The organism is Sphingobacterium sp. Lzh-3, from assembly GCF_046764375.1.
Lineage (GTDB): Bacteria > Bacteroidota > Bacteroidia > Sphingobacteriales > Sphingobacteriaceae > Sphingobacterium.
The window spans coordinates 5,149,076-5,172,841 of the sequence record NZ_CP177226.1 but is presented as its reverse complement, the minus strand read 5'-3'; the positions used below and the strand labels follow the sequence as shown (position 1 = coordinate 5,172,841).

The following is a 23,766-nucleotide window of genomic DNA, read 5'->3' as shown; positions in this document are numbered from 1 at the left end:
AAGATTTATTTAACCAATATTTCATCCAGTTTAGGAAGTCCATTTGGGAAGTGGGTTTTGATCAATTTTTGCCAGTCTAGTGCCTTATTGTCTTTTTCACTTGTTCCAACCCCAGCAATATGAGACCATTGGCCATAAACAGTTGCGGGAGAATAGTCCAATAGGTGCTCTTCGTACCAGGAAGCTCCAAGAAGCCAGTTTACCTGATACTCATGTACCAAATAGCTGGCTGCGATCAATCCAGCCTGGTAAGGAATATACCCCGTTTTTTTTAACTGTATCATGGTACTATTGATAAAATCGTGATCTGTCTGACCTGATTTCCACTTCTCAAAACGCTCGGCATTTACATTTAATGCTGGTATATCAATTATACCCGTGCTTTTGGTACCCTGTGTTTTAAAAAATATATTAGGATATTTTTTAAGCATAAATCGGAAATAATCCCGCCAAAGTAGAATATCTATTATTTTCTCAAATCGTTTGTCTTTTTTTCCTTCTCCTAATTTTTTGATATTGTTGTAGAGAAGTATTGGAGACAAAGCTCCAGCGGCAATAAATGGCCCTAATATAATCGGATCCTGCTCCGTTTCTGGAAAAGTGGATAAAAGCGAATGCATAATACTAAGCGCTGTGTCTTCGCCACCGAGAATATAGATGTCATCAACAGATTTGATTTCCTCCTCTGAATAGCCTAAATCTTTTAATGATGGGATTTTGGTGTCCTCGAGATGAGGAGGGGTGAGGAAATTGGTCGGGAATGGGATCGGTTGCCGAACTAGACTTTCCCGCTCAACTTTTTTCTTGAACATAGAAAAACCATTGGGTATATCTTTAATAGGGAAAGGAAGGTCTTCCTTGTGGTAAAGGGTGTGGCCTATGAAATGACGCAGATTGATCTTGCTGCTCCAAAGCTCACTTTCTACTTTTTCGGAAATAGAAGTCTCCCGAAGAGCTACTTCGCGGTGGTGATAAACTTCGTTGACCTGGTATTTTTGTGCTATTCTAGGAATAATATCTTCAGGTTTGCCGATGTACGTTAGTAAGTCGCTACCATGACTCTTTAATTTTTCTTTTAAAGCAGTTACGGCTTCAATGACAAAGGCTGCTCGTAAAACTCCTGTATTTAAGGTGCCAAACTGATTGCGGTCAAAATATCGAGGGTCAAAGCAGTACACCGGGATAATAAATGAACTTTTTTCAGAAGCTTGATAGAATACTTCATTGTCATGAAGTCTTAAATCATTTCGAAACCAGATCATTGTAGCCCTTTTGTCCATAGAGGTGAAGATAAATACTTTTTAGTGCAGCCTATTTTCAGAAGATTTACAAATATATAAGGATATTGTGTTCTTGAAAGTATTTATGCGTGAATTGACAAAAAAAGGACAATGGCGGCAGTAGTGTAGCTGATCTGCACGCTTGGGGTTAGGAAAAAATCAAAATAGTGTTAAACTTATTTGATGTTTCTCTGTTCTAAAATCAGGGAATTGTGATATTTGTAAGTCATTGCTGTTGCTCTAGAGACGATTGGGGCACACGATTAAAAGCGTAAGAAAAACATGGAAAAGATAGCTGCATCACTGATGAAACCATCCTAGGGATTTTGTTCGTTTAAGAGATTGAGAAGATAATACATAAATACAGCTTACTGGGAAGAAATGATCGCAATTAATGGCTCACTGTAGTGAGAATGAACCGTTAAATTAGGATGGTTTCATCGCGATAAATATAGAGAATTCGAATGAAAAAGGTTTTAATCAGCGGGCTAAATACCTATTTGGGACGACGGGCATCCTGTTACTTGCAATCCGGAGATTTTGATGTAACGGGATTGGTACGTAACTTATCCCTTTTTAATAAAATCGTGAAGGAAAAGGTTACGGCAAAGCTTTTTGAATTGGATCTGTTGCGAAAAGGAGAAGCCTTTGAGAATTTTCAGATTACTGATCTCAATTTTGGGATTTATTTTACGCAAGTTCCCTCGCTTGACAACGATATACAGCTTCAGCTTGAACTGCTCGGCCTGCGCAATTTTGTAGAAATTTGTAAACGTGCCGGCAATAATCGTGTGATCTATGTTGCTCGGTTAATGGATGAACATTTCTTGGAGCCTGTACGTGATCTGCTGGAGAACTTACGTGTCCAATATACCATTGTGATTAAAAGTAGCGTGATCGGGAAAGAGAGTGTTTTGAATCGGATATTTGCGAAACTTGCCAAACGGCAGACCATATTTTACTGGAACTGGGTGGCTTCGCTGAAGTTTCGACCGCTGCCTTTGCTCGATGTATACCGTTGGCTGCGGGAAATGCCTTGGGAAAATAATTTTATATCGGAAGTGATTTACCTCGGCGGCAATGAAGAAATGACATTTAGAGGTTTATTTTACCATTTCCTAAAATGCACCTCCGAAGGTCAAAAAAGGGAGATAGGTGTTAATAAATTCTTTGCCAAACTGTTGCTGACAAGGCTGAACGATATTAATAAGGAAGATATCGATGAATTTAGGAGGGTACTTTACTATGAAAAAAATGTAGATAATTCGACCTGGCAGAATGTACAATCGTTTGAATTCACACCATTGAAAACCTATGTCTGCATGGATACCTAGTGGGCTGCTGAAGCACTTACTCGATGCGCTTGTTTTTGTTTGAACGTTGCTTTTAGGCTGTTTTGGCCATTTATGGTCAGTAGTAGACGATTGTAGGGGAGTGGGATAGCAGATTGCTAAAGGTTTTTTCTTTATAGCCTGTTTAATCAATTATTCTGTTAAATTTGTGGATTAACGTGTTGAAGCAGATTTAATATATGGGATACAATAGTTTAGAAGCATGTGTTGCGGATCTTGAAAAACATGGTCATTTAATCCGGATCAAAGAAGAGGTCGATCCGTATCTGGAAATGGCTGCAATTCATATGCGGGTATTTGATGTTGAAGGACCAGCATTGTATTTTGAAAATATCAAAGGTTCGGAGTTTCCCGCTGTATCTAATTTATTTGGAACGCTGGATCGTTCGAAGTTTATGTTTCGGGATTCGTTGGATCACCTGAAGAAATTGGTGGATGTTAAGATGAATCCTGCCGCGGTGCTGAAAAATCCCTTTCAATATATTGGTTCATCGATGACGGCTCTTGGAGCTTTACCCTGGAAAAAAAAGTCGGGGGCTCCCATACTTCACGGAAAAACATCAATTAGTAAACTTCCGCAGATTGTCAACTGGCCAATGGACGGTGGCGCTTTTGTGACGATGCCGCAGGTATATACCGAAGATGTTGCCAAACCTGGTATTATGCAGGCTAATTTGGGGATGTATCGCATTCAGCTTTCCGGGAATGATTATCTGCCCGATCAGGAGATAGGTTTACATTATCAATTGCATCGTGGTATTGGGATTCATCAAACTAAGGCAAATGCGCTCGGTAAACCTCTAAAGGTGAGTATTTTTGTCGGCGGGCCTCCAGCCCATCCCTTGTCTGCAGTAATGCCGCTACCGGAAGGACTCTCTGAGATGATCTTTGCCGGGGCATTGGGAAATAGAAGATTCCGCTATTTTTATGATGATGAAGGCTTTTGCATCTCTGCGGATGCGGACTTTGTTATTACAGGTACCGTTTATCCCAACGAAAATAAACCAGAAGGTCCTTTTGGTGACCATATCGGCTATTATAGCTTAACGCATCCGTTTCCGTTGATGAAGGTGCATAATGTGTACCACAAGAAAAATCCAATTTGGTCTTTTACGGTTGTGGGCCGACCACCGCAGGAAGATACGAGCTTTGGCGCTTTAATCCACGAAATTACGGGTGCGGCTATTCCAAAGGAGATTTCAGGTCTCCATGCAGTTAATGCTGTTGATGCAGCTGGCGTACATCCCTTGCTTTTTGCAATAGGATCTGAGCGGTATACGCCTTATCAGCGTGTCGATCGACCGCAGGAAATTTTAACAATAGCCAATCAGATACTGGGTAAAAACCAGCTCAGCCTTGCTAAATATTTGTTTATTTCAGCACATGAAGATAATCCGCAATTGGATATTTATGATATTCCGGCGTTTTTGGGGCATATCCTTGAACGCATAGACCTTTCTCGAGATGTTCATTTTCAGACCAACACGACTATTGATACCTTGGATTATTCTGGAGATGGACTAAATGCCGGTTCAAAGGTGGTTTTTGCTTCCGCTGGTACAAAGAAAAGAACATTGGGCCGTGAATTGCCAGCCAATTTTGAGCTGCCACGTCCTTTTAATCAGGCAAAATTTGTTATACCAGGTGTGATTGCGATCGATGGACAGGCATTCTCCACATACGAGAATGAATCGAAAATTATGGCGGAATGGTGTCGCGCTGCCGCTGCAAGTTCCTGGGAAGGTTTTCCGTTGATTGTTTTATGTGATGATGCTAACTTTACCGCTGCTACTGTCAATAACTTTGTTTGGACAACATTTACCCGGAGTAACCCTGCGTTTGATATTTATGGAATAAATAGTTTTACGGCATTTAAACATTGGGGTTGTGAAGGTCCTCTGATTATTGATGCGCGAACAAAACCCCATCATGCCCCGGCTTTGATTAAAGATGAAGCGGTAGAAAGACGTGTGGATCAGCTTGCTGCAAAGGGAGGCTCGCTTCATGGAATTATTTAAGAGCGTTTAATACCTGTTCATTCAGGTTTATGGTTGAGAAATTAAATTAGAATAGATTTTAAAAGGTATAACATCAAGATGAATACAGCAGAATTATTGATTAAATCAAAAGGAAGCGAATTACAGTTTCAGGAAGTATTGGCGCATATTGCCGATCAGTATAGCTATAGTCCCAGTGCATTTCAGAATGGGACGCTGAAAAATTCGAAAGAAGAAAATCAAGGTAGTGCAAAAGTTTTCTATTTTGCCCGGTTGAATAGTCTTTCAAAGGAGGATACCTTACGCCTTTTTGCCGAGCATTATCAGAATGTACTCGATAATCCTGAGGGAGAGGGACATCAGAACATTCGTCAATTTAGGACGAATGGCTGGGATGGGATCCTATTTGAGCAAGAGGTATTGGTAAAGAAATAATAGTCAATCTGGAGGGTGTAAGCTCGAGATGAAATAGACGACTTCCTGTAGCGACAGGTTCAATTGAGATCGCGTAAATAGGTAGAAGTCATCGAAAATAGAAAGGGCGGTAAACTGTTGTTACCGCCTTTTTTTTTGCCAAATATATTACGGACGGTTTCGCTTGCTTAAGGCTTACTTTCGCAATCTTCTTCTTTATTTCCGCCAAAATAAACCATCCAGCAAATGCCAAATTGATCTTGAAAAGCGCTGTATAGTTCGGCAAAGAACGTTTCGCCGAGCTGCATTTCAACCACCTTTGCATTGGTACTCAGTGCATCATATAATGTTTTTGCCTCTGTGGTGCTTTCACACATCAGCATGACATAGCTGTTGTTTCCTTGAATGTATTGTTGTCCAAAGGCAGGAATGACATCAGCACCCATCAGCATGCTGTCTCCATTGATCGAAATTGCGGTATGACAGATTTTGTTTTTGGCTTCATCTGGAACAGGTGGCATTTGTGGGGCAGCAGGGATATCGCCATAACGCATGTAGCCAGGATTTTTTGTGTTGAAGACTTTTTCATAAAAATTGAATGCTTCTTCACAGTTTCCGTTGAAATTTAGGTAAGCGTGTAATTTTGCCATGATTTCTAATTTTTGAATATAATGATTACTTCTTTTCGTTCTTTTTCTCAATTATTCTTCCCAGGGGACTATAATAAATAGCGTGGGAGAACATTCGTAAAATTAAACTGAAGTTTTCTTAAAAATCTTGCCTTAAGGCAAGATTTAAAAAAGTAGTCCTTAATTCAATAAAAAGGATTAATTTCCGTGAACAATTTCCTTTCGAATACGGCTTAGGGAAGTGTCAGTGATACCCAAGTAAGATGCGATATGTTTTAAGGGGGCTTGCTGTATCAATATTGGTTTTTCCTTAATCAGGCGTAGATAGCGGGCAGTAGCAGGTTCTGTAATCATGGCAATAGCTCTATTTTTACTGTGAACAAGTTCTTTAGCCATCCAGGAACGGCCCCATTCCCTAAATTCAGGAATCTGATGAAAGAGTTCCTGAAAATCTTCAAATTTTATTTTCCAGAGACGGGTTTCCATGAGCGCCTGTATATTTTCCACCGTTGGATTGCGTTGAAAAAAAGAAGCCACTTCAATGACAACGTCATTGTCACTACAGAAGCCGATGGTAACTTCATTACCTTCGTAATCATGTAAAAAGGAGCGTGTAAGTCCGTATTCGATTAAGTAATAAGCATTTGAAACCTGTCCTTTGGTCAATATAAAATCGCCTTTTTTTACGGTTAGGGCTTCGTGTTTCTCCGTGATGGCCGTTAATTCCTGTGGTGTGAGCGCAAGCTCACTATAGAAGGTTCTAATTAGATCCATGTCCTGGTTATTTGATTATGACGTCAATTTAACGATAAATCCGCAGATCAACTGTTAATCTATTGTGTGATTATTGTAAACAAATAAGTGTTTCGTTGATAATTTTGTTTGTTTATGAGTGTATTTTTAATAAAAACACAATAAAAATTAAAAAACATTATGAATTTAGTTTTTAATTGTTTTACTTTGTGTCAATAACATAATGTAAAAACGAAATATTTAAAATTTTCATAATATGTGTGGAATTATTGGCGCTTTTGAATTAAAGCAACCTGCAAGCTCATTGAGATCTCAAGTATTAGAAATGTCAAAACGTATTCGTCACCGTGGTCCTGATTGGTCGGGCATCTTTACTGGTGAGAAAGCATTGTTGGCACACGAGAGATTAGCTATCGTTGATCCCAAATCTGGAAGTCAACCTTTGTACAGTCCGGATGGTAAAGTTGTACTAGCAGTTAATGGCGAGATCTATAACCACCATGAATTAAGAAATAGTCTTCCCGACTATGATTTTTCGACTCAAAGTGACTCTGAAGTTGTTTTGGCTTTATATTTAGCAAAAGGCCCCTCTTTTGTAGATGAATTAAATGGCATTTTTGGATTTGCACTCTATGATTCGCGTGATGATTCCTTTTTTGTTGCACGTGACCATATGGGTATTATCCCTTTATATTACGGTGAAGATGAACAGGGACAGTTGTTTGTTGCATCTGAATTAAAATCACTGGAAGGTTTCTGTACGACGATTGAACAATTTCCTCCGGGACATTACTTGTATAGCAAAACTGGGAAAACTCCGCAGCGTTGGTACCAACGTGATTGGGAAACTTACGACGTCGTAAAAGACAACGAGACCGATATCGCCGTTTTGCGCAAAGCTTTGGAAGATGCGGTACATCGTCAATTGATGTCAGATGTACCTTACGGTGTACTACTGTCTGGTGGATTGGATTCATCCGTTATTGCGGCGGTAACGAAGAAGTTTGCCTCCAAACGTATTGAAAGTGACGATAAAGAAGATGCTTGGTATCCTCAATTGCATTCATTTGCGGTGGGACTGAAGGGGGCACCGGATCTCATTGCAGCACAAAAGGCTGCAGATCATATCGGAACGATACACCACGAGATCAACTTTACAATCCAAGAAGGATTGGATGCTATTCGCGATGTGATCTATCACCTGGAAACTTATGACGTCACAACGGTACGTGCTTCTACACCAATGTACTTATTAGCTCGTGTAATCAAATCCATGGGCATCAAAATGGTGTTGTCGGGCGAAGGATCAGACGAGCTTTTTGGCGGGTATCTTTATTTTCATAAAGCACCTAATGCGCAGGAATTTCATGAGGAAACGGTACGCAAGCTGAAAAAGCTTTATCTGTACGATTGTCTGCGGGCAAATAAATCACTTGCAGCTTGGGGAGTAGAAGGACGTGTGCCTTTCCTGGATAAAGAATTTATGGATATTGCCATGCGTATCAATCCTGCCGATAAAATGATTCGTGAAGGAAGAATGGAGAAATGGGTTGTACGTAAGGCGTTTGAAGACTATCTGCCGGAGAGCATCGCATGGCGCCAAAAAGAGCAATTTTCTGATGGTGTAGGCTATAGCTGGATTGATACCCTGAAAGAGCAGGCTGAAAATAAAGTTTCTGATCAGGAATTTGCCGAGGCCTCATCGCGCTTCCCGATAAACACACCGAAAAATAAAGAGGAATTTTTATATCGGACAATTTTCGAGTCTCATTTTCCTTCAACAGCGGCAGCACAAACTGTTCCTTCGGTAAAATCTGTCGCATGCAGTACGCCAGAAGCCTTAGCTTGGGATGCTTCTTTCCAGAATCTGAATGACCCATCTGGAAGAGCTGTAGCCTCGGTTCACCAAGAGAGCTACGAAAAATCCAAAGTAGAAGCCGTGTAACTAATCAACCCTCATATCTATATTTAGTAAAGCCTGGAAAGATTCTTTTCAGGCTTTTTTATGCACTGGTTTTAAGTTTTTTAGTGAAATAAAACTTTATAATTTGACTGGATTAAAAATGAGTGTGCTTTTTTAAGAATTCTTTAGTAATTTTCGGGAAAACCAATCACAGGAAACTTTGGGTTTCTGATTAACTATAGTTGCCAAAAATGCTGTCTTTTTCAGAGGCTTCTTATTTGGGGGCAAACAGAATGTACGGAAAAGTAGTTCACGCTTGTGGAATCTGCTTATTAATGGATAACTATAAAATATATACTGATATACACATGAAGATAGATGCAATGAAACATCGTGGAATGAAATCTTTGGGACTAGCTCTTTTATTGTTGAGCACTTCAAGTATTTTTGCGCAGCATAAGGAAGCGATGGTCTCGTCAATTGTCCAGGAGGCAAATGCAAATTCACAATTGGAGAAGTATGCGTTTGAGCTTGTCGATATGATTGGCCCCCGTCTTGTCGGGAGTCCACAAATGCAGCAGGCGCACGATTGGGTCGTCAAAAATTACAATGCCCTTGGCGCACAGGCGCGTAATGAGCCCTATGGTGAATGGCGTTCCTGGGAACGGGGAACTTCTCAAGTGACGATGACCTATCCGAGAATAAAGTCGTTAGAAGGTACGCAGTTGGCTTTTAGCCCTATGACAAAGGAGAAAGGGGTCGAAGCCGAAGTGGTCGCTATGCCGTTATTTAGCTCCCAATCCGATTTTCAGTCCTGGCTTAAAACAATTAAAGGCAAGATTGTATTGATTGGGATGAATCCACTGTCTGGAAGATCTGATGCCAACTGGAAGGAGTCTGCTTCCCCGAAAGGTTATGAAAAATATCAAACCTTAAAAAATAATCAGTTGAAAAAATGGGAGGCGAGTATGTCCTACACAGGAAGCACCCGTCGGACATTGCCATTGGCCCTGGAGAATGCCGGGGCAGTTGGTGTTATTGATTCCTACTGGACGGAGTTGCCAGGTATCACGCGGATTTTTGATGCAAAGTCCAAACAAATTCCTGTATTTAATGTCGGCTTGGAAGATTATGGCCTGTTATACCGCATGGCAGAGCATGGAGTCAAACCTCGGGTATCGCTGCAGGGAAATTCAAAAGAGCTTGGGACATCAAAAACCTATAATAGTATTGCGGAGATCAAAGGAAAAGAAAAACCGAACGAATATGTTGTGCTTTCGGCACATCTAGATTCTTGGGACGGCGCTTCGGGTGCTACAGACAATGCTACCGGGGTGATTACAATGATGGAGGCAGTCCGTATTTTAAGAAAGGTTTATCCGGAAAATAAAAGAACGATTTTGGTCGGTAACTGGGGTAGTGAGGAACAGGGGCTGAACGGTTCTTCTGCATTTGTCGAAGACCATCCCGAGATCGCTAAAAATATACAGGTCGTATGGAATCAGGATAACGGGACGGGGCGAATTGTTCGTATCGGGGGGAGTGGTTTTGAAAAGTCCTACGAATACATTAGCCGCTGGCTGCAATATTTGCCTGAAGAGTTCCGTAATGAAATCCAAACCAGTTTTCCGGGCATGCCGGGGACGGGAGGGAGCGATCATTCTTCTTTCGTTCAAAAAGGAATTCCAGCCTTTGGGCTCTCTTCCACTTCCTGGGATTATGGTAAAGTGACCTGGCATACCAATCGCGATACCTACGATAAGATTGTTTTTGATGAGGTGAAACAAAACGCCATTATCGTTGCGATTTTAACTTACCTAGCCTGTGAAGAACCAACTTTGGTCTCCCGGGAAAAGATCATATTGCCAATCGATAAGGATGGCAAGCAGACGGTATGGCCAACAAATCTACAATCAAAAAGAACAAGTGGTAACTGATGATGAAACAGCTCATTTTTGTTTGTCTATTTTTGATATGTGCCCTATTCTCTTATGGACAGGTTTCATTTGCTAATTTGGAAAACTACAGAACCGAGTGGTTAATCCTTCGTGAAAACAATAAATCACTGGTGGGGATCCGTAGTTTCAGGACAAATGCTGTAAAATATTATTTAGCGGTAGATCCTGCTACATTGCAAACGCGTGTAGTAGGAGATCGTTCAGTCAGCGTTCTGTATAAAGATGCGGCTCAGGTTACGAAAAGTCTAAGTGGTTCGGTATATGAAAGTTGTTTTTCCTTGGTTAGAAAAACTGAAAATAACTTACAGGATGCGGGACTGAATTTTAGTCTTCCCAAAGAGGCTGGTATTAATTTGACTATTGATCTATGCCCTTCACATAAACCTTTGGACAAAGCTATTTTTGAGGATCTTCTCCTTGCGTTTAAGGGAATTGATAGCACCCTGCCACTGGCCGTTTCTGTTTCGGGTAAATGGATGCTAAATCATGCTGCAGATCTGGAATGGCTAAAGTCATTGGATACGAAGGGTATAAAGATTACCTGGATCAATCACACGTACGACCACGTTTTTAATAGTAAGCCTTTGACGTCCAATTTTCTACTTTCTAAAAATACGAATCTAAATTATGAGGTATTGGAAAATGAAAAATTAATGCTAAAAAATGGGCTTATGCCTTCCGTTTTTTTTCGTTGTCCGGGCTTAGTTTCAGATCGGAATATTATTGAACGGCTGTTGTCTTATGGTCTTATTGCGGTTGGTTCAGATGCATGGTTGGCTAAAGGGCAGCAAGCCAAGAACGGAAGTATTGTTCTGATTCATGGTAATGGGAATGAAGAACTCGGTGTGCGGGATTTCATCCAATTGCTTCGAAGAGAATCTCAGTCAATAAAAACAAAACATTGGACATTGTATAGCTTATCTGAAGGCTTGGATGAGGAGCTGCATTGACTATTGAATAACTTGTTTTTAAGGATCGCCTTTCCTTTGCGTAGCTGGATAGCGTGATCAGCACTTGGGCTGTCGTTAGACCAGTTTTTGAGCGGGAGGATAATAGCGATAATTTCCAGACGTGTAAGAAGGCCTAGTCAGATTGTTAACTGTATTAAATTGCATAAAAAAGGGTTATTCAAAAAGCTTGGATAACCCTTTTTTGGTTTTTCTTACTTTCCTGAGTTTTAGGATGGGTTTTTGAGGTGTTGATTGAAGTAGTCTGCAATTTTTTCGTACATATGAATACGGTCTTTCCCCATCACATTGTGTTCATGAGTCGGGTATAGAAAATAATCTACCTGCTTTCCGGCTTTAATACACGCTTCTAAAAACTCCATGCTGTTTTGTTGTACAACGACAGGGTCTTGTGCACCATGAATAATCAATAGTCTCCCTTTCAGTTGATCGGCCTTGTTGAGCAGAGAAGTCAATTTATATCCTTCGGGATTTTCTTGTGGAGTGTCCATGTAACGTTCGCCGTACATAACCTCATAAAATTTCCAGTCGATTACTGGGCCTCCTGCTACAGCAGCCTTAAAAATATCGTTATGATGTAACATGAAGGAAGTTGTCATAAAACCGCCGAAGCTCCATCCGAAAATACCCATGCGTTGTTGGTCAACAAAAGATTTTGATTTTAGGAACTCAATTCCTTTCATCTGGTCGGCCATTTCATTTTGACCGAGGTTGCGATGCGTAGCAGTATAGAAATCACGGCCTCTGTAATTTGTGCCACGATTGTCCATGGTAAACACAATATATCCTTGTTGGGCCATATACATATCAAAATAACCAGCGCCTCCTAGCCATTTGTTGGAAACCAGCTGCGAATGTGATCCGCCGTACAAATAGTACATGACGGGGTATTTTTTCGCAGGATCAAAATCGTTGGGATAAATGATGCGTCCTGTCAATGGGTATTTTCCATCTGCAGATGTCAACTGTACAAATTCTATTTTAGGATTATTTATTTTTCCGGCAAAAGGATTTTCTGCATTGACTAAGGTTGTTTCTTTAGCAGATTTTACTTCTTTGATCTGAACTTTATTTGGTGTTTTTAAATTGCTATATTGATCATAGATGTACTTGCCATCGCCACTTAGCGCAGCATGGTGTATGCCGGATTCATTCGTTAATTGAACCGTTTTCCCTGATTTTAGATCGACTTCAAATAATTGGCGATCTAAACCGTTGTTGGTGACTCCCGTGTAACTTACTTTGTTGCCATCAGCCGAAAAGTCAAGCAATGACTCCATAACAATGTCTTTATAGCCTAATTTTTTGATCAAATTACCTTCCGTGTTATAGAGGTAAAGTTGATTATAGCCCTCTTTATCGGATTGATAAAGGAATTGATCCGGTTTGTTTGGTAAAAATGTCAATGGGTTTTCTGGCTCAACCCAAGTTGTCGCAGTTTCTTCGAACAGGGTTTTGACGAAGGAACCGTTTTCTGCATTGTATTTGTTGACTTTAAGATCATTTTGCCCACGGTTAAGTACTCCGACGTAGATGTATTTACCAGAAGGATCCCAAGTAACCATGGTTAAATATTGCTCTGAATGCTCGCCGGTTTGAAGGGTTACCTTTTGACCAGTGGTGGTATTGTAAACGATCAAAGAAACTTCTTCTGATTTTTGGCCTGTCATGGGGTATTTGATCCATTTGATATCCGCAATTTTCGGACTCCATTGCGGTAACGGATAATTGGCAACCATCGTCTCGTCTTTGTGGTAGTACAGCAGTTTGTCATTTTGATTGTTCCACCACATTCCTTTCTTGATGCCAAATTCTTGACGGTGTGTATAATCGCTTCCATTGACAATCCCTTTGTCTGTATCGTTGGTTACAGCGGTAATTTTGCCGTTTTTGTCAACAATTGCGATGTTGTTGTCTACTAAATAGGCGATTTTTGAAAAATCCGAACTGATCTCACGATTCGCTCCCTTGTTGTCATTACCGATAAAACTTTCAATATTTTTTGATTTAATGTTGTAAGCTACCGTATAGGTTTTATCTTTTCCTTCAACTTGCAGTAATAGTGCATTTCCGTCGCGCCATTTGTAGTCGTAAGGAAATACGCGCAAATTAAATGTTTCGTTGGGGATAGCCGTTTTTAGTGCTTTTTCGAGATCTGTTTTAGAAGCGAGATTTGTTTCGCTCCAGTTGCTGGAAGCGCTTTTGGATAATAGGTTCTGGTACGATTTATCGAGATAAGACAGGTTGTTTGATTTTGGGACCCAGGATGCTCCGGCAATCGATGTTGGAGCATAGGTTCGAGGTCCAAATACTGTTTCTTCTAAATTGAGGTTACGTTGTGCATAGCTGCTGATGGAGCCTGCCAACAAGAAGAATAGCGCAATTCTTTTCATTAAACTGTAATATTGTGTGAATATTAAACTCAACGGCATAAGTAAACCCATTTCAAGGGATATTTGCGCTTGATTGATCTACTCAGCTAGGCTTTGTAAGCTGCTGCGGTAGGAATTCGTAACACAAAGAACACATTACATTCCGTTTGTTTTAAATTTTATAGGGCTAAATTAGGGAAATAGCCCTATAAAACCTAGTACAGAATTGTTGCTTTTCTAACTTAAATTGTTTGCTGTAGTCTTCTATTTCTTGCTGTTCAGCTATAGTTTACGTAACCAGATGTTTCTGAACTGGACTAAATCACCATGATCCTGTAGTATAATTGGGCCTGGGCCATGGCTTATCTGCTTCGGTAGTCCTATATATTCTGTCGTACCGTCGATTTGGGTGTTATTTTGCACAACGACTCCATTATGTAAGACCGTTACTGTCCCTTTAGCGGTCAATATTCCATCTTTACTGAATTGAGGAGCCTTATAAATAATATCATATACATGCCATTTGTCTGGTGCAATTACTTGCGCCAATGGCGGCCGTTGTTTATAAAGACTACCCGCTCCGCCATTGACATAAGTGGGGTTATTATCGTTGTCCAATACCTGGATTTCATAGTACCCCTGTAAGAAAATTCCACTGTTTCCTCTTCCTTGGCCTTCACCTTTGATCACTTCGGGGCTTTTCCATTCAACATGCAGTTGAAAATCGCTAAAGTGTTCGTTCGTCTCAATCGCTCCAGCTCCAGGTTTTACTTCAAGGACGTTATTGGCTACAGTCCAATTGGCTTTTCCTTTTTCACTTTTCCACTTGCTAAGATCCTTCCCGTCAAAAAGGACAATTGCGTCGCTTGGGATACCGTGATCGATCGTTAAGGTGGGGGGGACAGGACTATAATATTCCGTGTCACTGGCTTTCATATTGGTTTGGGCCTGCAGTGCTGTGGCACCAAATAAGAGTGTTGTTGCTAATGCTGATGATAAAAATAAGTTCATCTGTTGGGTTTTTGGTATGGTTAAATATACAAATAATCCCATTTGTATGGAACAATTTCCTTAGGTTTGTACATGGCAACCATTTTACAAACAGTATCGCTGAAAGAAGCCCGATTCTATGCACCAATAGGTTACTATGAAGAAGAACAGGTGCTTGGCAATGAGTTTTTTGTTTCTATTGATGTATGTTTTCCCTTTTTGAATACCGAGACAGAGAACTTAAAAAATACGCTCAATTACGAAGAACTCTATCAGATTACCGCTAGCGTCATGCAGCCTAAACGGAAATTGTTGGAATCTGCGGCTTCAGAAATACTGGATCAGATTCGGGAAAGAGTATCCCATGCTCTGACGATCGAGGTTGTGATACGTAAATCTAATCCTCCCTTTGGAGGCGATCTTTCCTGCTCACAAGTTGGCCTCAAATATTTTAAGGATTAAAACGAAACTGGATCAGCTAAATATCGACTGAAAGATTTAGTTTTGCCAACCGTTATCTGATAGTCTTAAATTAACATTATGAATATTTACGATCTTGTCATTGCCGATAAGGAAAGGATAGCTTTGGAAGACGTCTTCTTGGAAGAGGAGAGCCGTCAGAAGCTCCATCAGCTGATTAAAGAACATCGTTATATTAAAGAGCTTTCACAATATGGCCTGCCGGTTAGCAATAAGATTTTACTGCACGGCTATTCAGGTTGCGGAAAAACAACAACAGCGAAAGCCCTGGCTACGGCGCTAGAAAAGCCAATTTATGTGTTGAATCTGAGCAACCTCATTTCTTCCCGTATTGGTGAAACCTCGCAGCATATTAAACAGGTCTTTGATAAAGCTGGACGTGAAAAAGCGGTGCTGTTTTTAGATGAATTCGATCAGATCGGAAAGGCGCGGATTAGTGAAGAAAAGGATGTGGGTGAAATGCGTCGTCTCGTAAACACCATTATACAGCTGATCGATTATTTTCCTGCTGAAGCGGTATTGATTGCAGCAACCAACCATCCCGAAATATTGGATACAGCCATTATCCGTCGGTTTCAGCTTCGTTTGGCTTTTGAGTTGCCAACAATAGTGCAGTTGGATGCTTATTATGATAAATTATTTAGGCCATTCCCGCATTATGCTGATGTTGTACCACGACGCTATGGGATCTCCTATGCGGAGGCCAAGGACTATATTTACGATGCTGTCAAATTCTTGTTGATCGCTACATTGGAACAAAATCAACCTTAATGATTTTTTTGAAAGCTCCGCTTGAGATACTTAATAAAAATAGCGATTTCTGATAAACTGTTTTTCTCTTCTAAGTGAGTCTGTTAGTTGAATGCTCTGCTTCAGATGCCTAATAAAAAAATAACAACTTCTGTTAAACTGTTTTGTCTCCTATACGTTAGTCTGTATGTGGAGACAATTTAGGATAGGGTGGGGCGTCAATGACAGATTGATTGCTAAGTCGCTAACAATAGTTTGTGAATGAGTCAAAATGGCATTTGTTTTTATTTTAAAATGACATTTTGTCTTTTAAAAACTGCTGGTACGCAAATTGAATAATTCTCTTCAAATAGTTAGAACAAAAAAGCTTAACAATAAAACAAAAAATTAGGAGGACAAAAAATGGCATTAATTAAATTCCCAACAAAAAGTTTAAACACTGATGCAGTAAATCCATTTGTAAATACTGTATTTGACAATTTATTCAATGATAACTTCATCTCAGATCGTTTGGTATCCCGTGTGCCGGCGGTAAATATATCGGAATCCGAAAAATCATTTAAAGTTGAAATGGCAGCGCCCGGATTGGATAAATCTGATTTTAAGATCAATGTAGATAAAAACCTGATTACGATTTCAGCTGAGAAAAAAGAGGAAAGTGTTAGTGAAGAAAAATTATACAGCAAAAAAGAATTCAATTACTCTTCGTTCTCAAGATCATTTACATTGCCAGAGACCGTAGATTACAGCAATATCGAGGCTGCCTATGAAGGTGGGATCTTAATTTTGACTGTTGGTAAGAAAGAAGATGCAATCATTGCAAAACGTTTAATTGAAGTTAAATAATTCAGCGGTGCACAAGAAATAGTTCATTTTGGAAATGACCAAAAGGTGAATAAAAGACAATAGTTTTTAGGTTTAGTTTATGTTTTAATCCCTCGGAGTTCCGTTTGTGTTCCGAGGGATTTTTCTTTTATAACGATGGTCTTGAAAGGATGAATAGACTATTCAGTTTCCGCATAGTTTTCAGATCGGGGAATTCTGGCGAGATAAGGCTCCATCTCTTCCGGTAATTTGGTTAATTTCCGCTTTTGAAGGTCCAGCCAGGCTCCATCGACGTTAACGGTACAGCACAAAACTCCGTCATTACGAAAAACCTGATGTATAAATGAAAAACGACTATTTGTTTTGTTGTACTTCGTCAGTTCTACTTTTACCTGTACATATTCATCCAAATGTACTTCTTTAAAATAGATGAGTTCTTCCCTGAATAAAATCGGGCCGATATGAAATTCGGCAAATTTATCCAGTGAAAAGCCCATTTTGTTCAACATATTACTGCGGGCCTGAGCGCAGATGTCTGCGTAAGCAGAATGCCGCATATGTCTATTTGCATCGATCTGCGCCCATATAATTTGACCTTGATAAAATATATTCTCCATAATCTTCAGCGATTAGTCTCTTTTTTAATAACAATTTACATATTTTTAAATAAAGCTGTAACACTTTGTTTGTTTGCTATACTTATTACCTAAATATATTTAAAGAAAAATCGCTAGGTGAACCCATCGGAAATAGAATTTCTTCGACTGATTGACGAGAATAAAGGTATTCTCGTTAAGGTGAGCCGTATGTATATGGATGACCATGAGGGGCGGCAAGACCTGTATCAGGAGATCGTGTATCAGCTATGGAAATCCTATGCGACATTTAAGCAACAGAGTAAATTTTCGACCTGGATGTACCGTGTTGCTCTCAATACCGCAATGGTATTTTTAAAGAAAGAAAAGAAGCATCAGATTTATGATGCGTTAGAGGAGCGACATGATTTTGCAGAAGAAGCTTACGACACCGATAAAGATGAGCAACTGAAAGTTTTCTATCAGGCTGTTCAAGAGCTGAATGCAATAGAAAAAGCCTTGATCTTTTTGTTTTTGGAAGGTCAGAGCCATCGCGAGATTGCGGAGAATCTGGGTATATCGGAAGTCAATGCCCGCGTAAAATTAAACCGCACGAAGGAGCGAATTCAACAAATCATTAAAAAATACAAGTATGAATTTTGATGAGTTAAAAAAAACCTGGCAGGAACAGCCTACAGATGAGGATTTACAGAATCCAAATCTCAAATATTATAAGGAAGTTGGCAATATCATGGGTAAACTGCGCAAGAACATCAAGCGCGAGTTTATTTCTTGGGTCGTCTGTATGGGCTTTCTATTTTTGGTACCTATGTTGCCGATCTATAAAATCGAAGGTTACGCTGCATTTGCCTATTACTTTTTTATCGTACAGATATCGTTATCAAGTCTTTTATATTATCGAAGGTTCTTTTATCTGGTAAAGAGCACAAAAAAGATAGAGTTGCTAGCTTCTAAAGAGCATTTGCTCAAGTTGTATTACGATTTGAAATATGCCGTTGAAACGTATCGTATTGCGGCCTATGTGATGATTCCGCAAGCTTTGTTTCTTTATTTGATCATGATCGCCCAAAACCGAACCACGATATGGTTTGATCGATTGTATCATTTCAAGGAAACTTTCGCAAAGGATCCCAACTTTATTGTATGGTTGATTCTTTCCGCAATTGTGTCTATCCTCCTTGTTGTTGGTCTGACGGAAATTATGATTCGTTGTTATTACAGCAGGTATATTACTCAGATCAAGGAGAAATTGGATCAAATGGAAACGGAATAAGGGTTGTTGGAGCTAAAACAGGTAAGGTTTTTGTTTGATGTACTTATTATTTGTTTATTTAAGTCCATATGAAATATCTACTTTGTTTTACAGGTGTTCGTGTTTATAGCGCATGGATATTTCGTATATTGTTATCGAAAATCATTGTCCATTATGTATAATCCGACAAAGAAGTTACAGCGCAGTTCCCAGATCTTAAGTATATTGGCCAAATATGGTTTTAAAGATGCAATCGCTCGATTGCCGTGGAAAGGACCCAGATCAGCCGTAGAACATCCTATTGATGTCGATGAGATCAGTGTTTATACCCGTATTCGCATGGCGCTTGAGGAGCTCGGTCCGGCTTTTATCAAACTTGGACAATCTGCTTCGACGCGGGAAGGGTTGTTGCCCAAAGAGCTCGTAGAGGAACTGAAGCGTCTAGAGGATAATGTTCCACCCTTTGAAGTGGATATTAAATCGTATCTGAAGGAAGAACTGGAGCTGGATATTGAGGCGCATTTCCAGGAGATTGCTGCGGAACCTTTTGCTGCGGCTTCTATTGCACAGGTATATCGCGCAACCTTAAAAGATGGGACCCATGTGGTTTTAAAAGTCCGACGTCCGGGTATCGATGAGGTTATGCGCTGTGATCTAGCACTCATGCGTGATATTGCCAAAATCCTAACCATGTACAATGATGTACTGGAAAACCTTAATCTTCTGCTAATTGTTGAATCTTTCGCTACGACCATGCAGGAAGAGATGTCCCTGGTGATTGAGCGGCATAACATCGAACGCTTCACGAAGAACTTTAAAGGAAACAAACTGATAAAGGTACCCCGTGTTTATCCTGAACTCTCCTCGGACCGTGTTCTTTGCATGGAATATCTTGATGGTTTCAAGGTAACTGATGCCGTTGAAATTAAACGTCGGGGAATGGATGTCCAAACGCTGGTCAAAAATGGGATCAATTTATACCTTGAGCAAGTGATTATTCATGGTTTCTTTCATGGCGACCCCCATCCCGGCAATATGATGGTGATGCCGGATGGACGGATTGCTTTTTTAGATTTTGGAAATATGGGTAAATTGTTGGGAATAGACCGTAGGCAGCTTGAGGAGTTTATTCAATCGGCTATTTCCGAAGATGCTGTCCGTTTGGCCGATGTGATTGAAGACGTTGCGGTGGTGAGCCATATTCCGGATCGTAACCGGTTTGAAAGATCCCTATATGAGATTTTCGATATGATTGACAATGTGTCTCTCGGGGATCTTAGCTTAGATTTATTGTTCAATAAATTGTGGAACATCATTGGCGACAACCGCTTGTATTTTCCGGAATATATCTATCAGTTGATGCGGGGTATTTCGTTGATGGAAGGTATTGGACGCCAGTTATATCCCGATCTTAATATTATGGAGAGTATCAAGCCTTTTGCACGAAGGATTATGATGGAGCGACTCTCTCCAGAGGCGATATTCAAAAAAGGAAAACATAAAGTTGAATCTTTTGCCCGCGATGTCGAAAAACTCCCTGAAGATATGCGTGCCCTTGTGCGTTTGTTTCGGACGGGAAATTTTACCTTAAACCATCGTCTGATCAGTGCGCGATCTTTTAATGCCATTTTACGCAAGGGGGTCAATCGGATTGTCATCGGTATTATGTTTATGTCACTCAATTTACTGGGCGGAATGATTATCGTTGCGAGGGTAGAACCGCAGTGGTGGGGAATTCCCATTTTTGCCTGGATATGCCTTGGCTCCGCATGGGTATTTGCCATATATTTATTTGTCGCCATGATCCGGGCAAAGGACAATGATTAGCCGGATCTAGCACACATTTTCAGCGACGATGACTTGCTATGCATACATACATACGATAAAATAGAAAACAAAAAGATATGGAAATCAATCTAAATGGGAAAAAGGCGTTGATCGGAGCGAGTTCTGCGGGTATAGGTGCAGGTATTGCCCAGGTGCTTGCTTCTTGCGGTGTATCTGTAACTTTAGCGTCCAGACATGAGGAAAAGCTGCAGCGTACCTGTGAAAGTCTTGATACCTCTAAAGGACAGGTGCACCAATATATCCTAGTGGATTACAATGATCACGAAGCATACAAAAAGCAGATAGCACATTATTTTGAGTCGAATAAGGTTGATATTTTGATCAATAATTCGAATGGCCCACAAGCTGGAACCATAGACCAAAAAAATCTGGCGGATTACCAACATGCTTTTGAACTCTTATTTCAAAATCACTGTTACACAACCTCATGTGCGCTTCCTTATATGTTGGCAAACCGATACGGGCGTATTATTAATGTATCTTCTTCAACAGTGAAAGAACCGGTATCTAATTTAGTGTTGTCCAATACGATCCGTACAGCATTGATTAGCTGGAGTAAATCGTTGGCCGAGGATGTCGCCAAAGACGGTGTGACTGTCAACAGCATCTTAACAGGTCTGTTTGATACGGATCGTATCCAGTCGCTAACTAACCTAGATGCACAACGTCTGGGAATTTCCTATGAGGAAGCGTTGCAATTGCGGTTAAAACAGGTTCCTGCACAGCGCCTGGGTAAGCCTGAAGAATACGGGTATCTCGTCGCTTTCCTTTGCTCCGAATATGCAGGTTATCTGACTGGGACCAATATTCCGCTGGATGGCGGTATGTTAAAAGGCTTATAAAAAAGTGGCTATCCTATATCAAATAGGATAGCCACTAAGTTTGTGTGATTTATTATTTTCAATTAGTTCAAAACCAATTCGGTATTGACAATGATGTCCACATCAGAAGCAACCGCCTCTACACCAGATGGTAATTTATCATTGTATTTGATGCCAAAATCCTGACGGTTAATTTTTGTTTTAGCAGTAAAGCCAGCACGTGTTTTTCCCCAAGGGTCGGTAATGATTCCGCCATTTTGAGTCACATCGAAAGTTACTTTTTTCGTTACATCACGAATAGTCAAATCTGCTATCATAATATATTTTCCTTTTACTTTCGCATTTTTAAAACTGATAGACTTTAATGTCATTTTAGGGAATTTTTCCGCAGCAAAGAAATCATCGGTCTTCAAATGATTGTCACGGGCAGCGATACGTGTATCGATGCTGTTGACGTCGATAGAAAAATTAACTTTAGCATTGTTAAAGCCTGTTCCTGTTGCAGTTTCAACTGTACCTTCTACCTTTGTGAATTCACCGTCAACAAAGCTGATTCCAAGGTGTTTTACATCGAATCTTGCATTTGTGTGCGCAGGGTCAGCAGACCACTTTACTTGTGCTACAGCGGCATTAACCATTAATACTGCTGCTGCCAGAATTTGGAAAAATTTATTCATCTTGTTTTCTTTTTTTATTTATCTAACCTTAAGAAGTTCAAATTGTTTGTTTGAACAAGCTTTGCAAAGGTGGGATAAACTAGCAAAGAAAAAATTGATGTAGGTCAAGAATTTCGATTAGGCTTCAATATTTGCCTTTTTAGACGGCTTAAAAACTCTTGTGTGACACCAAGATAAGAGGCTAATTGCATATTGGAGATCCGCGGGTAGATTTTAGGATACCTTTTGATGAAATCCAGATACCGCTCTTGTGCTGTAAAACCTATGCTTGAGATAATACGGTGCTGCGATGCTATTTGTGCACGTTGGGCCATTATCCTGGAGAGTTTCTCAAAGATTGGATGATCTTCGTAGAGTTTGTCTTTATTTTTTTTTGACAGTGTAAGTACCACGGAGTTTTCCAGGGCCTGGATGTTTTGTAGTGCGGGTTCCTGGTAATTGAAGCTCGCGATATCGCCGATCCACCAGTCTTCAATCGCAAACTGTAGAATATGTTCGATTCCATCGGCGGTGACATAGAATGATTTAAATAAACCACTGATCACATAGGCCTCATGATGGCAGACTTCGCCTGCACGGAGAAAGTATTCTTTTTTCTTTATTTTCCTTACCTGATAACGTGAAACGATGTCGTTCAGTTCTTCCTCGGTGACATCAATACGTTGTTTTACAAATTCCTTGAATTGTTCCATTTGGCTGTAAAATACAAAATTTTGTAATACTAATTTAACAAGCTGTTTGATTCCTATCAATTCTAAGTTGAAATAATCCAGTTGATGGTTGTTGCTTTTATTCGATTTTATCAAAACAGTGATAAAATCAACATTTTGGTGTAATATTTGACTGGATATTGCCGTAATTTAAATAGTTTCATCAATAATTGGTATCTTCTGTCGGATTTAAAATAATTTGATTGCTAAAACCATAAATATGTCTCATGAAGTTTGTTGCACCCAATACCCTTGAAAACGATAAGGTCGTATTACGAATCATGGAACCAGCGGATTTTGATACGTTGTATCAAGTTGCCAAAGATCCCCTGATCTGGGAACAGCATCCCAATAAGGACCGCTGGAAGGAAGATATTTTTCGCCTATTTTTTGAAGGCGCCTTAGCAAGTAAGGCTGCTTATTTAATCTTGGATAAGGAAAGTGGAGCCTGCATCGGTAGTACGCGGTATTATGGGCTTGATGAAGCTGAAAAATTGATTTTTGTTGGGTACACATTTTATGCCCGAGCCTATTGGGGCGCAGGAATAAATCCACTGGTCAAAGAGATGATGTTTGATTTTGCGTTCAATTTTGTAGATCGCATTTACCTACATGTAGGTGCTGAAAATTTTCGTTCTCAGACAGCAGTTGAGCGCTTAGGCGCAACTAAAGTGGCCGAAAAGATGGTCAGTTACGTGAATGAGCCTGAACGGAAAAATTTTGAATATGCATTGGAAAAATCCACTTGGCTTCGTGCCAAGAGATAAAGCCTTATTATCCCTTGACACCGCTGAGAATACTCCCGATAATGACTGTTAATACGATCAAAGTAATGATGATGTAAAGCCTGTCCTTTTCGATGACAAACCCAAATAATGAACCAATCACCCTTACGATGGGGGTGCAAATCAATAAAAGGACACCAAGCTGTATAATTTGGGGAATGTTTCTGCTGAATGCTCCGGTAATAATTCCGGTCATTGTTGTGTTGGAATCTCCCTCACCCATAAAATCTTTATAATTCGGTACGGTTTCCTGTCCATGAACAATGAGGTATAGGATACCGCCGAGGATAAGAATAGAGGAGGCGAGTATAACGCCTATACGTAAAATTTGTCCGACCAAAAGTGAGATGTCCTTGTCTCCCCAATAGTGTTTCGAAAATACTTGTTTCATTTTGAGTAGTTATGT

General features: G+C 40.1%; 23 protein-coding genes. 14 read left to right on the top strand and 9 right to left on the bottom strand.

All coding sequences use genetic code 11. From position 1 onward, the window contains the following. Positions 1–5: 5 nt before the first annotated feature. A complete protein-coding gene (locus tag ACLCDV_RS21850) occupies positions 6–1,280 on the bottom strand; it encodes a deoxyribodipyrimidine photo-lyase (RefSeq protein WP_317669616.1) in 1,275 nt (424 codons plus the stop codon). A 464-nt stretch (positions 1,281–1,744) separates the two neighbouring features. On the opposite strand from ACLCDV_RS21850, the gene ACLCDV_RS21845 reads away from it, so the two are divergent. The 3 genes from ACLCDV_RS21845 (at position 1,745) to ACLCDV_RS21835 (ending at position 5,064) form a co-directional block, all read left to right on the top strand. After that, positions 1,745–2,614 carry a hypothetical protein gene (locus tag ACLCDV_RS21845; RefSeq protein ID WP_317669617.1) on the top strand — a complete coding sequence of 290 codons (870 nt, stop codon included), beginning with the start codon at positions 1,745–1,747 and terminating at the stop codon, positions 2,612–2,614. Between the two features lie 197 nt (positions 2,615–2,811). Then, entirely contained in the window at positions 2,812–4,650 is a 1,839-nt protein-coding gene (locus tag ACLCDV_RS21840; protein ID WP_411972245.1) for a UbiD family decarboxylase, read from the top strand. A gap of 78 nt (positions 4,651–4,728) precedes the next feature. Next, positions 4,729–5,064 carry a HopJ type III effector protein gene (locus ACLCDV_RS21835; RefSeq protein WP_317669619.1) on the top strand — a complete coding sequence of 112 codons (336 nt, stop codon included), beginning with the start codon at positions 4,729–4,731 and terminating at the stop codon, positions 5,062–5,064. A 167-nt stretch (positions 5,065–5,231) separates the two neighbouring features. Here ACLCDV_RS21835 and ACLCDV_RS21830 read toward each other — a convergent pair whose 3' ends face one another. Both ACLCDV_RS21830 and ACLCDV_RS21825 read right to left on the bottom strand, forming a co-directional pair. Next, positions 5,232–5,693 (bottom strand): VOC family protein, encoded by a 462-nt coding sequence (locus ACLCDV_RS21830; protein WP_411972244.1) that lies wholly within the window; start codon positions 5,691–5,693, stop codon positions 5,232–5,234. 177 nt (positions 5,694–5,870) lie between these two features. After that, the gene (locus ACLCDV_RS21825) at positions 5,871–6,446 is read right to left on the bottom strand and encodes a Crp/Fnr family transcriptional regulator (protein WP_317669621.1); all 576 of its coding nucleotides are present in this window, start codon (positions 6,444–6,446) and stop codon (positions 5,871–5,873) included. A gap of 235 nt (positions 6,447–6,681) precedes the next feature. On the opposite strand from ACLCDV_RS21825, the gene asnB reads away from it, so the two are divergent. The 3 genes from asnB to ACLCDV_RS21810 all read left to right on the top strand — a co-directional run bounded on the left by asnB (position 6,682) and on the right by ACLCDV_RS21810 (position 11,236). Then, positions 6,682–8,370 (top strand): asparagine synthase B, encoded by a 1,689-nt coding sequence (gene asnB, locus ACLCDV_RS21820; RefSeq protein ID WP_317669622.1) that lies wholly within the window; start codon positions 6,682–6,684, stop codon positions 8,368–8,370. A gap of 326 nt (positions 8,371–8,696) precedes the next feature. After that, entirely contained in the window at positions 8,697–10,265 is a 1,569-nt protein-coding gene (locus ACLCDV_RS21815; protein ID WP_317669623.1) for a M20/M25/M40 family metallo-hydrolase, read from the top strand. Next, a complete protein-coding gene (locus ACLCDV_RS21810) occupies positions 10,265–11,236 on the top strand; it encodes a polysaccharide deacetylase family protein (RefSeq protein ID WP_411972243.1) in 972 nt (323 codons plus the stop codon). Before ACLCDV_RS21815 ends, ACLCDV_RS21810 begins: the two co-directional genes overlap by 1 nt. A 227-nt stretch (positions 11,237–11,463) precedes the next feature. Here ACLCDV_RS21810 and ACLCDV_RS21805 read toward each other — a convergent pair whose 3' ends face one another. Both ACLCDV_RS21805 and ACLCDV_RS21800 read right to left on the bottom strand, forming a co-directional pair. Next, positions 11,464–13,647, bottom strand: a complete 2,184-nt coding sequence (locus ACLCDV_RS21805; protein ID WP_411972242.1) for a DPP IV N-terminal domain-containing protein — start codon at positions 13,645–13,647, stop codon at positions 11,464–11,466. Between the two features lie 261 nt (positions 13,648–13,908). After that, entirely contained in the window at positions 13,909–14,637 is a 729-nt protein-coding gene (locus tag ACLCDV_RS21800) for a DUF1080 domain-containing protein (RefSeq protein ID WP_201667272.1), read from the bottom strand. A gap of 72 nt (positions 14,638–14,709) precedes the next feature. On the opposite strand from ACLCDV_RS21800, the gene ACLCDV_RS21795 reads away from it, so the two are divergent. From ACLCDV_RS21795 to ACLCDV_RS21785, 3 genes are all read left to right on the top strand, one after another. Beyond that, positions 14,710–15,078 (top strand): dihydroneopterin aldolase, encoded by a 369-nt coding sequence (locus ACLCDV_RS21795; RefSeq protein ID WP_201667273.1) that lies wholly within the window; start codon positions 14,710–14,712, stop codon positions 15,076–15,078. 78 nt (positions 15,079–15,156) lie between these two features. Further along, complete coding sequence (locus ACLCDV_RS21790; RefSeq protein ID WP_317669626.1) at positions 15,157–15,867, top strand: ATP-binding protein; 711 nt, start codon at positions 15,157–15,159, stop codon at positions 15,865–15,867. 381 nt (positions 15,868–16,248) lie between these two features. Continuing rightward, positions 16,249–16,692: an Hsp20/alpha crystallin family protein gene (locus ACLCDV_RS21785; protein WP_075994089.1), complete on the top strand. Its 444-nt coding sequence runs from the start codon at positions 16,249–16,251 to the stop codon at positions 16,690–16,692. A 158-nt stretch (positions 16,693–16,850) separates the two neighbouring features. Here ACLCDV_RS21785 and ACLCDV_RS21780 read toward each other — a convergent pair whose 3' ends face one another. Continuing rightward, entirely contained in the window at positions 16,851–17,288 is a 438-nt protein-coding gene (locus ACLCDV_RS21780; protein ID WP_411972241.1) for an acyl-CoA thioesterase, read from the bottom strand. A gap of 117 nt (positions 17,289–17,405) precedes the next feature. On the opposite strand from ACLCDV_RS21780, the gene ACLCDV_RS21775 reads away from it, so the two are divergent. The 4 genes from ACLCDV_RS21775 to ACLCDV_RS21760 all read left to right on the top strand — a co-directional run bounded on the left by ACLCDV_RS21775 (position 17,406) and on the right by ACLCDV_RS21760 (position 21,209). Beyond that, positions 17,406–17,909, top strand: coding sequence for an RNA polymerase sigma factor (locus tag ACLCDV_RS21775; protein WP_075994087.1), 504 nt, complete (start codon positions 17,406–17,408; stop codon positions 17,907–17,909). Continuing rightward, entirely contained in the window at positions 17,899–18,540 is a 642-nt protein-coding gene (locus ACLCDV_RS21770; protein ID WP_411972240.1) for a hypothetical protein, read from the top strand. The genes ACLCDV_RS21775 and ACLCDV_RS21770 overlap by 11 nt, the downstream gene beginning before the upstream one ends. A gap of 153 nt (positions 18,541–18,693) precedes the next feature. Then, positions 18,694–20,346, top strand: coding sequence for an ABC1 kinase family protein (locus ACLCDV_RS21765; protein WP_120333283.1), 1,653 nt, complete (start codon positions 18,694–18,696; stop codon positions 20,344–20,346). A 77-nt stretch (positions 20,347–20,423) separates the two neighbouring features. After that, a complete protein-coding gene (locus ACLCDV_RS21760) occupies positions 20,424–21,209 on the top strand; it encodes an SDR family oxidoreductase (RefSeq protein WP_333577098.1) in 786 nt (261 codons plus the stop codon). Between the two features lie 62 nt (positions 21,210–21,271). Here the strand turns inward: ACLCDV_RS21760 and ACLCDV_RS21755 are convergent, their stop codons facing one another. Further along, positions 21,272–21,865, bottom strand: a complete 594-nt coding sequence (locus ACLCDV_RS21755) for a YceI family protein (protein WP_336834982.1) — start codon at positions 21,863–21,865, stop codon at positions 21,272–21,274. A gap of 104 nt (positions 21,866–21,969) precedes the next feature. After that, the gene (locus ACLCDV_RS21750; protein WP_075994967.1) at positions 21,970–22,557 is read right to left on the bottom strand and encodes a Crp/Fnr family transcriptional regulator; all 588 of its coding nucleotides are present in this window, start codon (positions 22,555–22,557) and stop codon (positions 21,970–21,972) included. Between the two features lie 245 nt (positions 22,558–22,802). Here ACLCDV_RS21750 and ACLCDV_RS21745 point away from each other — a divergent pair, with 245 nt between their 5' ends. Further along, complete coding sequence (locus ACLCDV_RS21745) at positions 22,803–23,342, top strand: GNAT family N-acetyltransferase (RefSeq protein WP_411972239.1); 540 nt, start codon at positions 22,803–22,805, stop codon at positions 23,340–23,342. Between the two features lie 7 nt (positions 23,343–23,349). Here ACLCDV_RS21745 and ACLCDV_RS21740 read toward each other — a convergent pair whose 3' ends face one another. Continuing rightward, positions 23,350–23,751, bottom strand: coding sequence for a DUF1634 domain-containing protein (locus tag ACLCDV_RS21740; protein ID WP_317669634.1), 402 nt, complete (start codon positions 23,749–23,751; stop codon positions 23,350–23,352). Positions 23,752–23,766 lie beyond the last annotated feature (15 nt).

What these genes read in the sequence shown, in the direction of transcription:
- ACLCDV_RS21750 (WP_075994967.1), bottom strand. Translation starts at nt 22,557, where the DNA reads ATGGAACAATTCAAGGAATTTGTAAAACAACGTATTGATGTCACCGAG.
- ACLCDV_RS21760 (WP_333577098.1), top strand. Translation starts at nt 20,424, where the DNA reads ATGGAAATCAATCTAAATGGGAAAAAGGCGTTGATCGGAGCGAGTTCT.
- ACLCDV_RS21800 (WP_201667272.1), bottom strand. Translation starts at nt 14,637, where the DNA reads ATGAACTTATTTTTATCATCAGCATTAGCAACAACACTCTTATTTGGT.
- ACLCDV_RS21845 (WP_317669617.1), top strand. Translation starts at nt 1,745, where the DNA reads ATGAAAAAGGTTTTAATCAGCGGGCTAAATACCTATTTGGGACGACGG.
- ACLCDV_RS21785 (WP_075994089.1), top strand. Translation starts at nt 16,249, where the DNA reads ATGGCATTAATTAAATTCCCAACAAAAAGTTTAAACACTGATGCAGTA.
- ACLCDV_RS21780 (WP_411972241.1), bottom strand. Translation starts at nt 17,288, where the DNA reads ATGGAGAATATATTTTATCAAGGTCAAATTATATGGGCGCAGATCGAT.
- ACLCDV_RS21830 (WP_411972244.1), bottom strand. Translation starts at nt 5,693, where the DNA reads ATGGCAAAATTACACGCTTACCTAAATTTCAACGGAAACTGTGAAGAA.
- ACLCDV_RS21755 (WP_336834982.1), bottom strand. Translation starts at nt 21,865, where the DNA reads ATGAATAAATTTTTCCAAATTCTGGCAGCAGCAGTATTAATGGTTAAT.
- ACLCDV_RS21850 (WP_317669616.1), bottom strand. Translation starts at nt 1,280, where the DNA reads ATGGACAAAAGGGCTACAATGATCTGGTTTCGAAATGATTTAAGACTT.
- ACLCDV_RS21790 (WP_317669626.1), top strand. Translation starts at nt 15,157, where the DNA reads ATGAATATTTACGATCTTGTCATTGCCGATAAGGAAAGGATAGCTTTG.
- ACLCDV_RS21840 (WP_411972245.1), top strand. Translation starts at nt 2,812, where the DNA reads ATGGGATACAATAGTTTAGAAGCATGTGTTGCGGATCTTGAAAAACAT.
- ACLCDV_RS21815 (WP_317669623.1), top strand. Translation starts at nt 8,697, where the DNA reads ATGAAGATAGATGCAATGAAACATCGTGGAATGAAATCTTTGGGACTA.
- ACLCDV_RS21765 (WP_120333283.1), top strand. Translation starts at nt 18,694, where the DNA reads ATGTATAATCCGACAAAGAAGTTACAGCGCAGTTCCCAGATCTTAAGT.
- ACLCDV_RS21770 (WP_411972240.1), top strand. Translation starts at nt 17,899, where the DNA reads ATGAATTTTGATGAGTTAAAAAAAACCTGGCAGGAACAGCCTACAGAT.
- ACLCDV_RS21810 (WP_411972243.1), top strand. Translation starts at nt 10,265, where the DNA reads ATGATGAAACAGCTCATTTTTGTTTGTCTATTTTTGATATGTGCCCTA.
- ACLCDV_RS21825 (WP_317669621.1), bottom strand. Translation starts at nt 6,446, where the DNA reads ATGGATCTAATTAGAACCTTCTATAGTGAGCTTGCGCTCACACCACAG.
- asnB (WP_317669622.1), top strand. Translation starts at nt 6,682, where the DNA reads ATGTGTGGAATTATTGGCGCTTTTGAATTAAAGCAACCTGCAAGCTCA.
- ACLCDV_RS21805 (WP_411972242.1), bottom strand. Translation starts at nt 13,647, where the DNA reads ATGAAAAGAATTGCGCTATTCTTCTTGTTGGCAGGCTCCATCAGCAGC.
- ACLCDV_RS21795 (WP_201667273.1), top strand. Translation starts at nt 14,710, where the DNA reads ATGGCAACCATTTTACAAACAGTATCGCTGAAAGAAGCCCGATTCTAT.
- ACLCDV_RS21745 (WP_411972239.1), top strand. Translation starts at nt 22,803, where the DNA reads ATGAAGTTTGTTGCACCCAATACCCTTGAAAACGATAAGGTCGTATTA.
- ACLCDV_RS21835 (WP_317669619.1), top strand. Translation starts at nt 4,729, where the DNA reads ATGAATACAGCAGAATTATTGATTAAATCAAAAGGAAGCGAATTACAG.
- ACLCDV_RS21740 (WP_317669634.1), bottom strand. Translation starts at nt 23,751, where the DNA reads ATGAAACAAGTATTTTCGAAACACTATTGGGGAGACAAGGACATCTCA.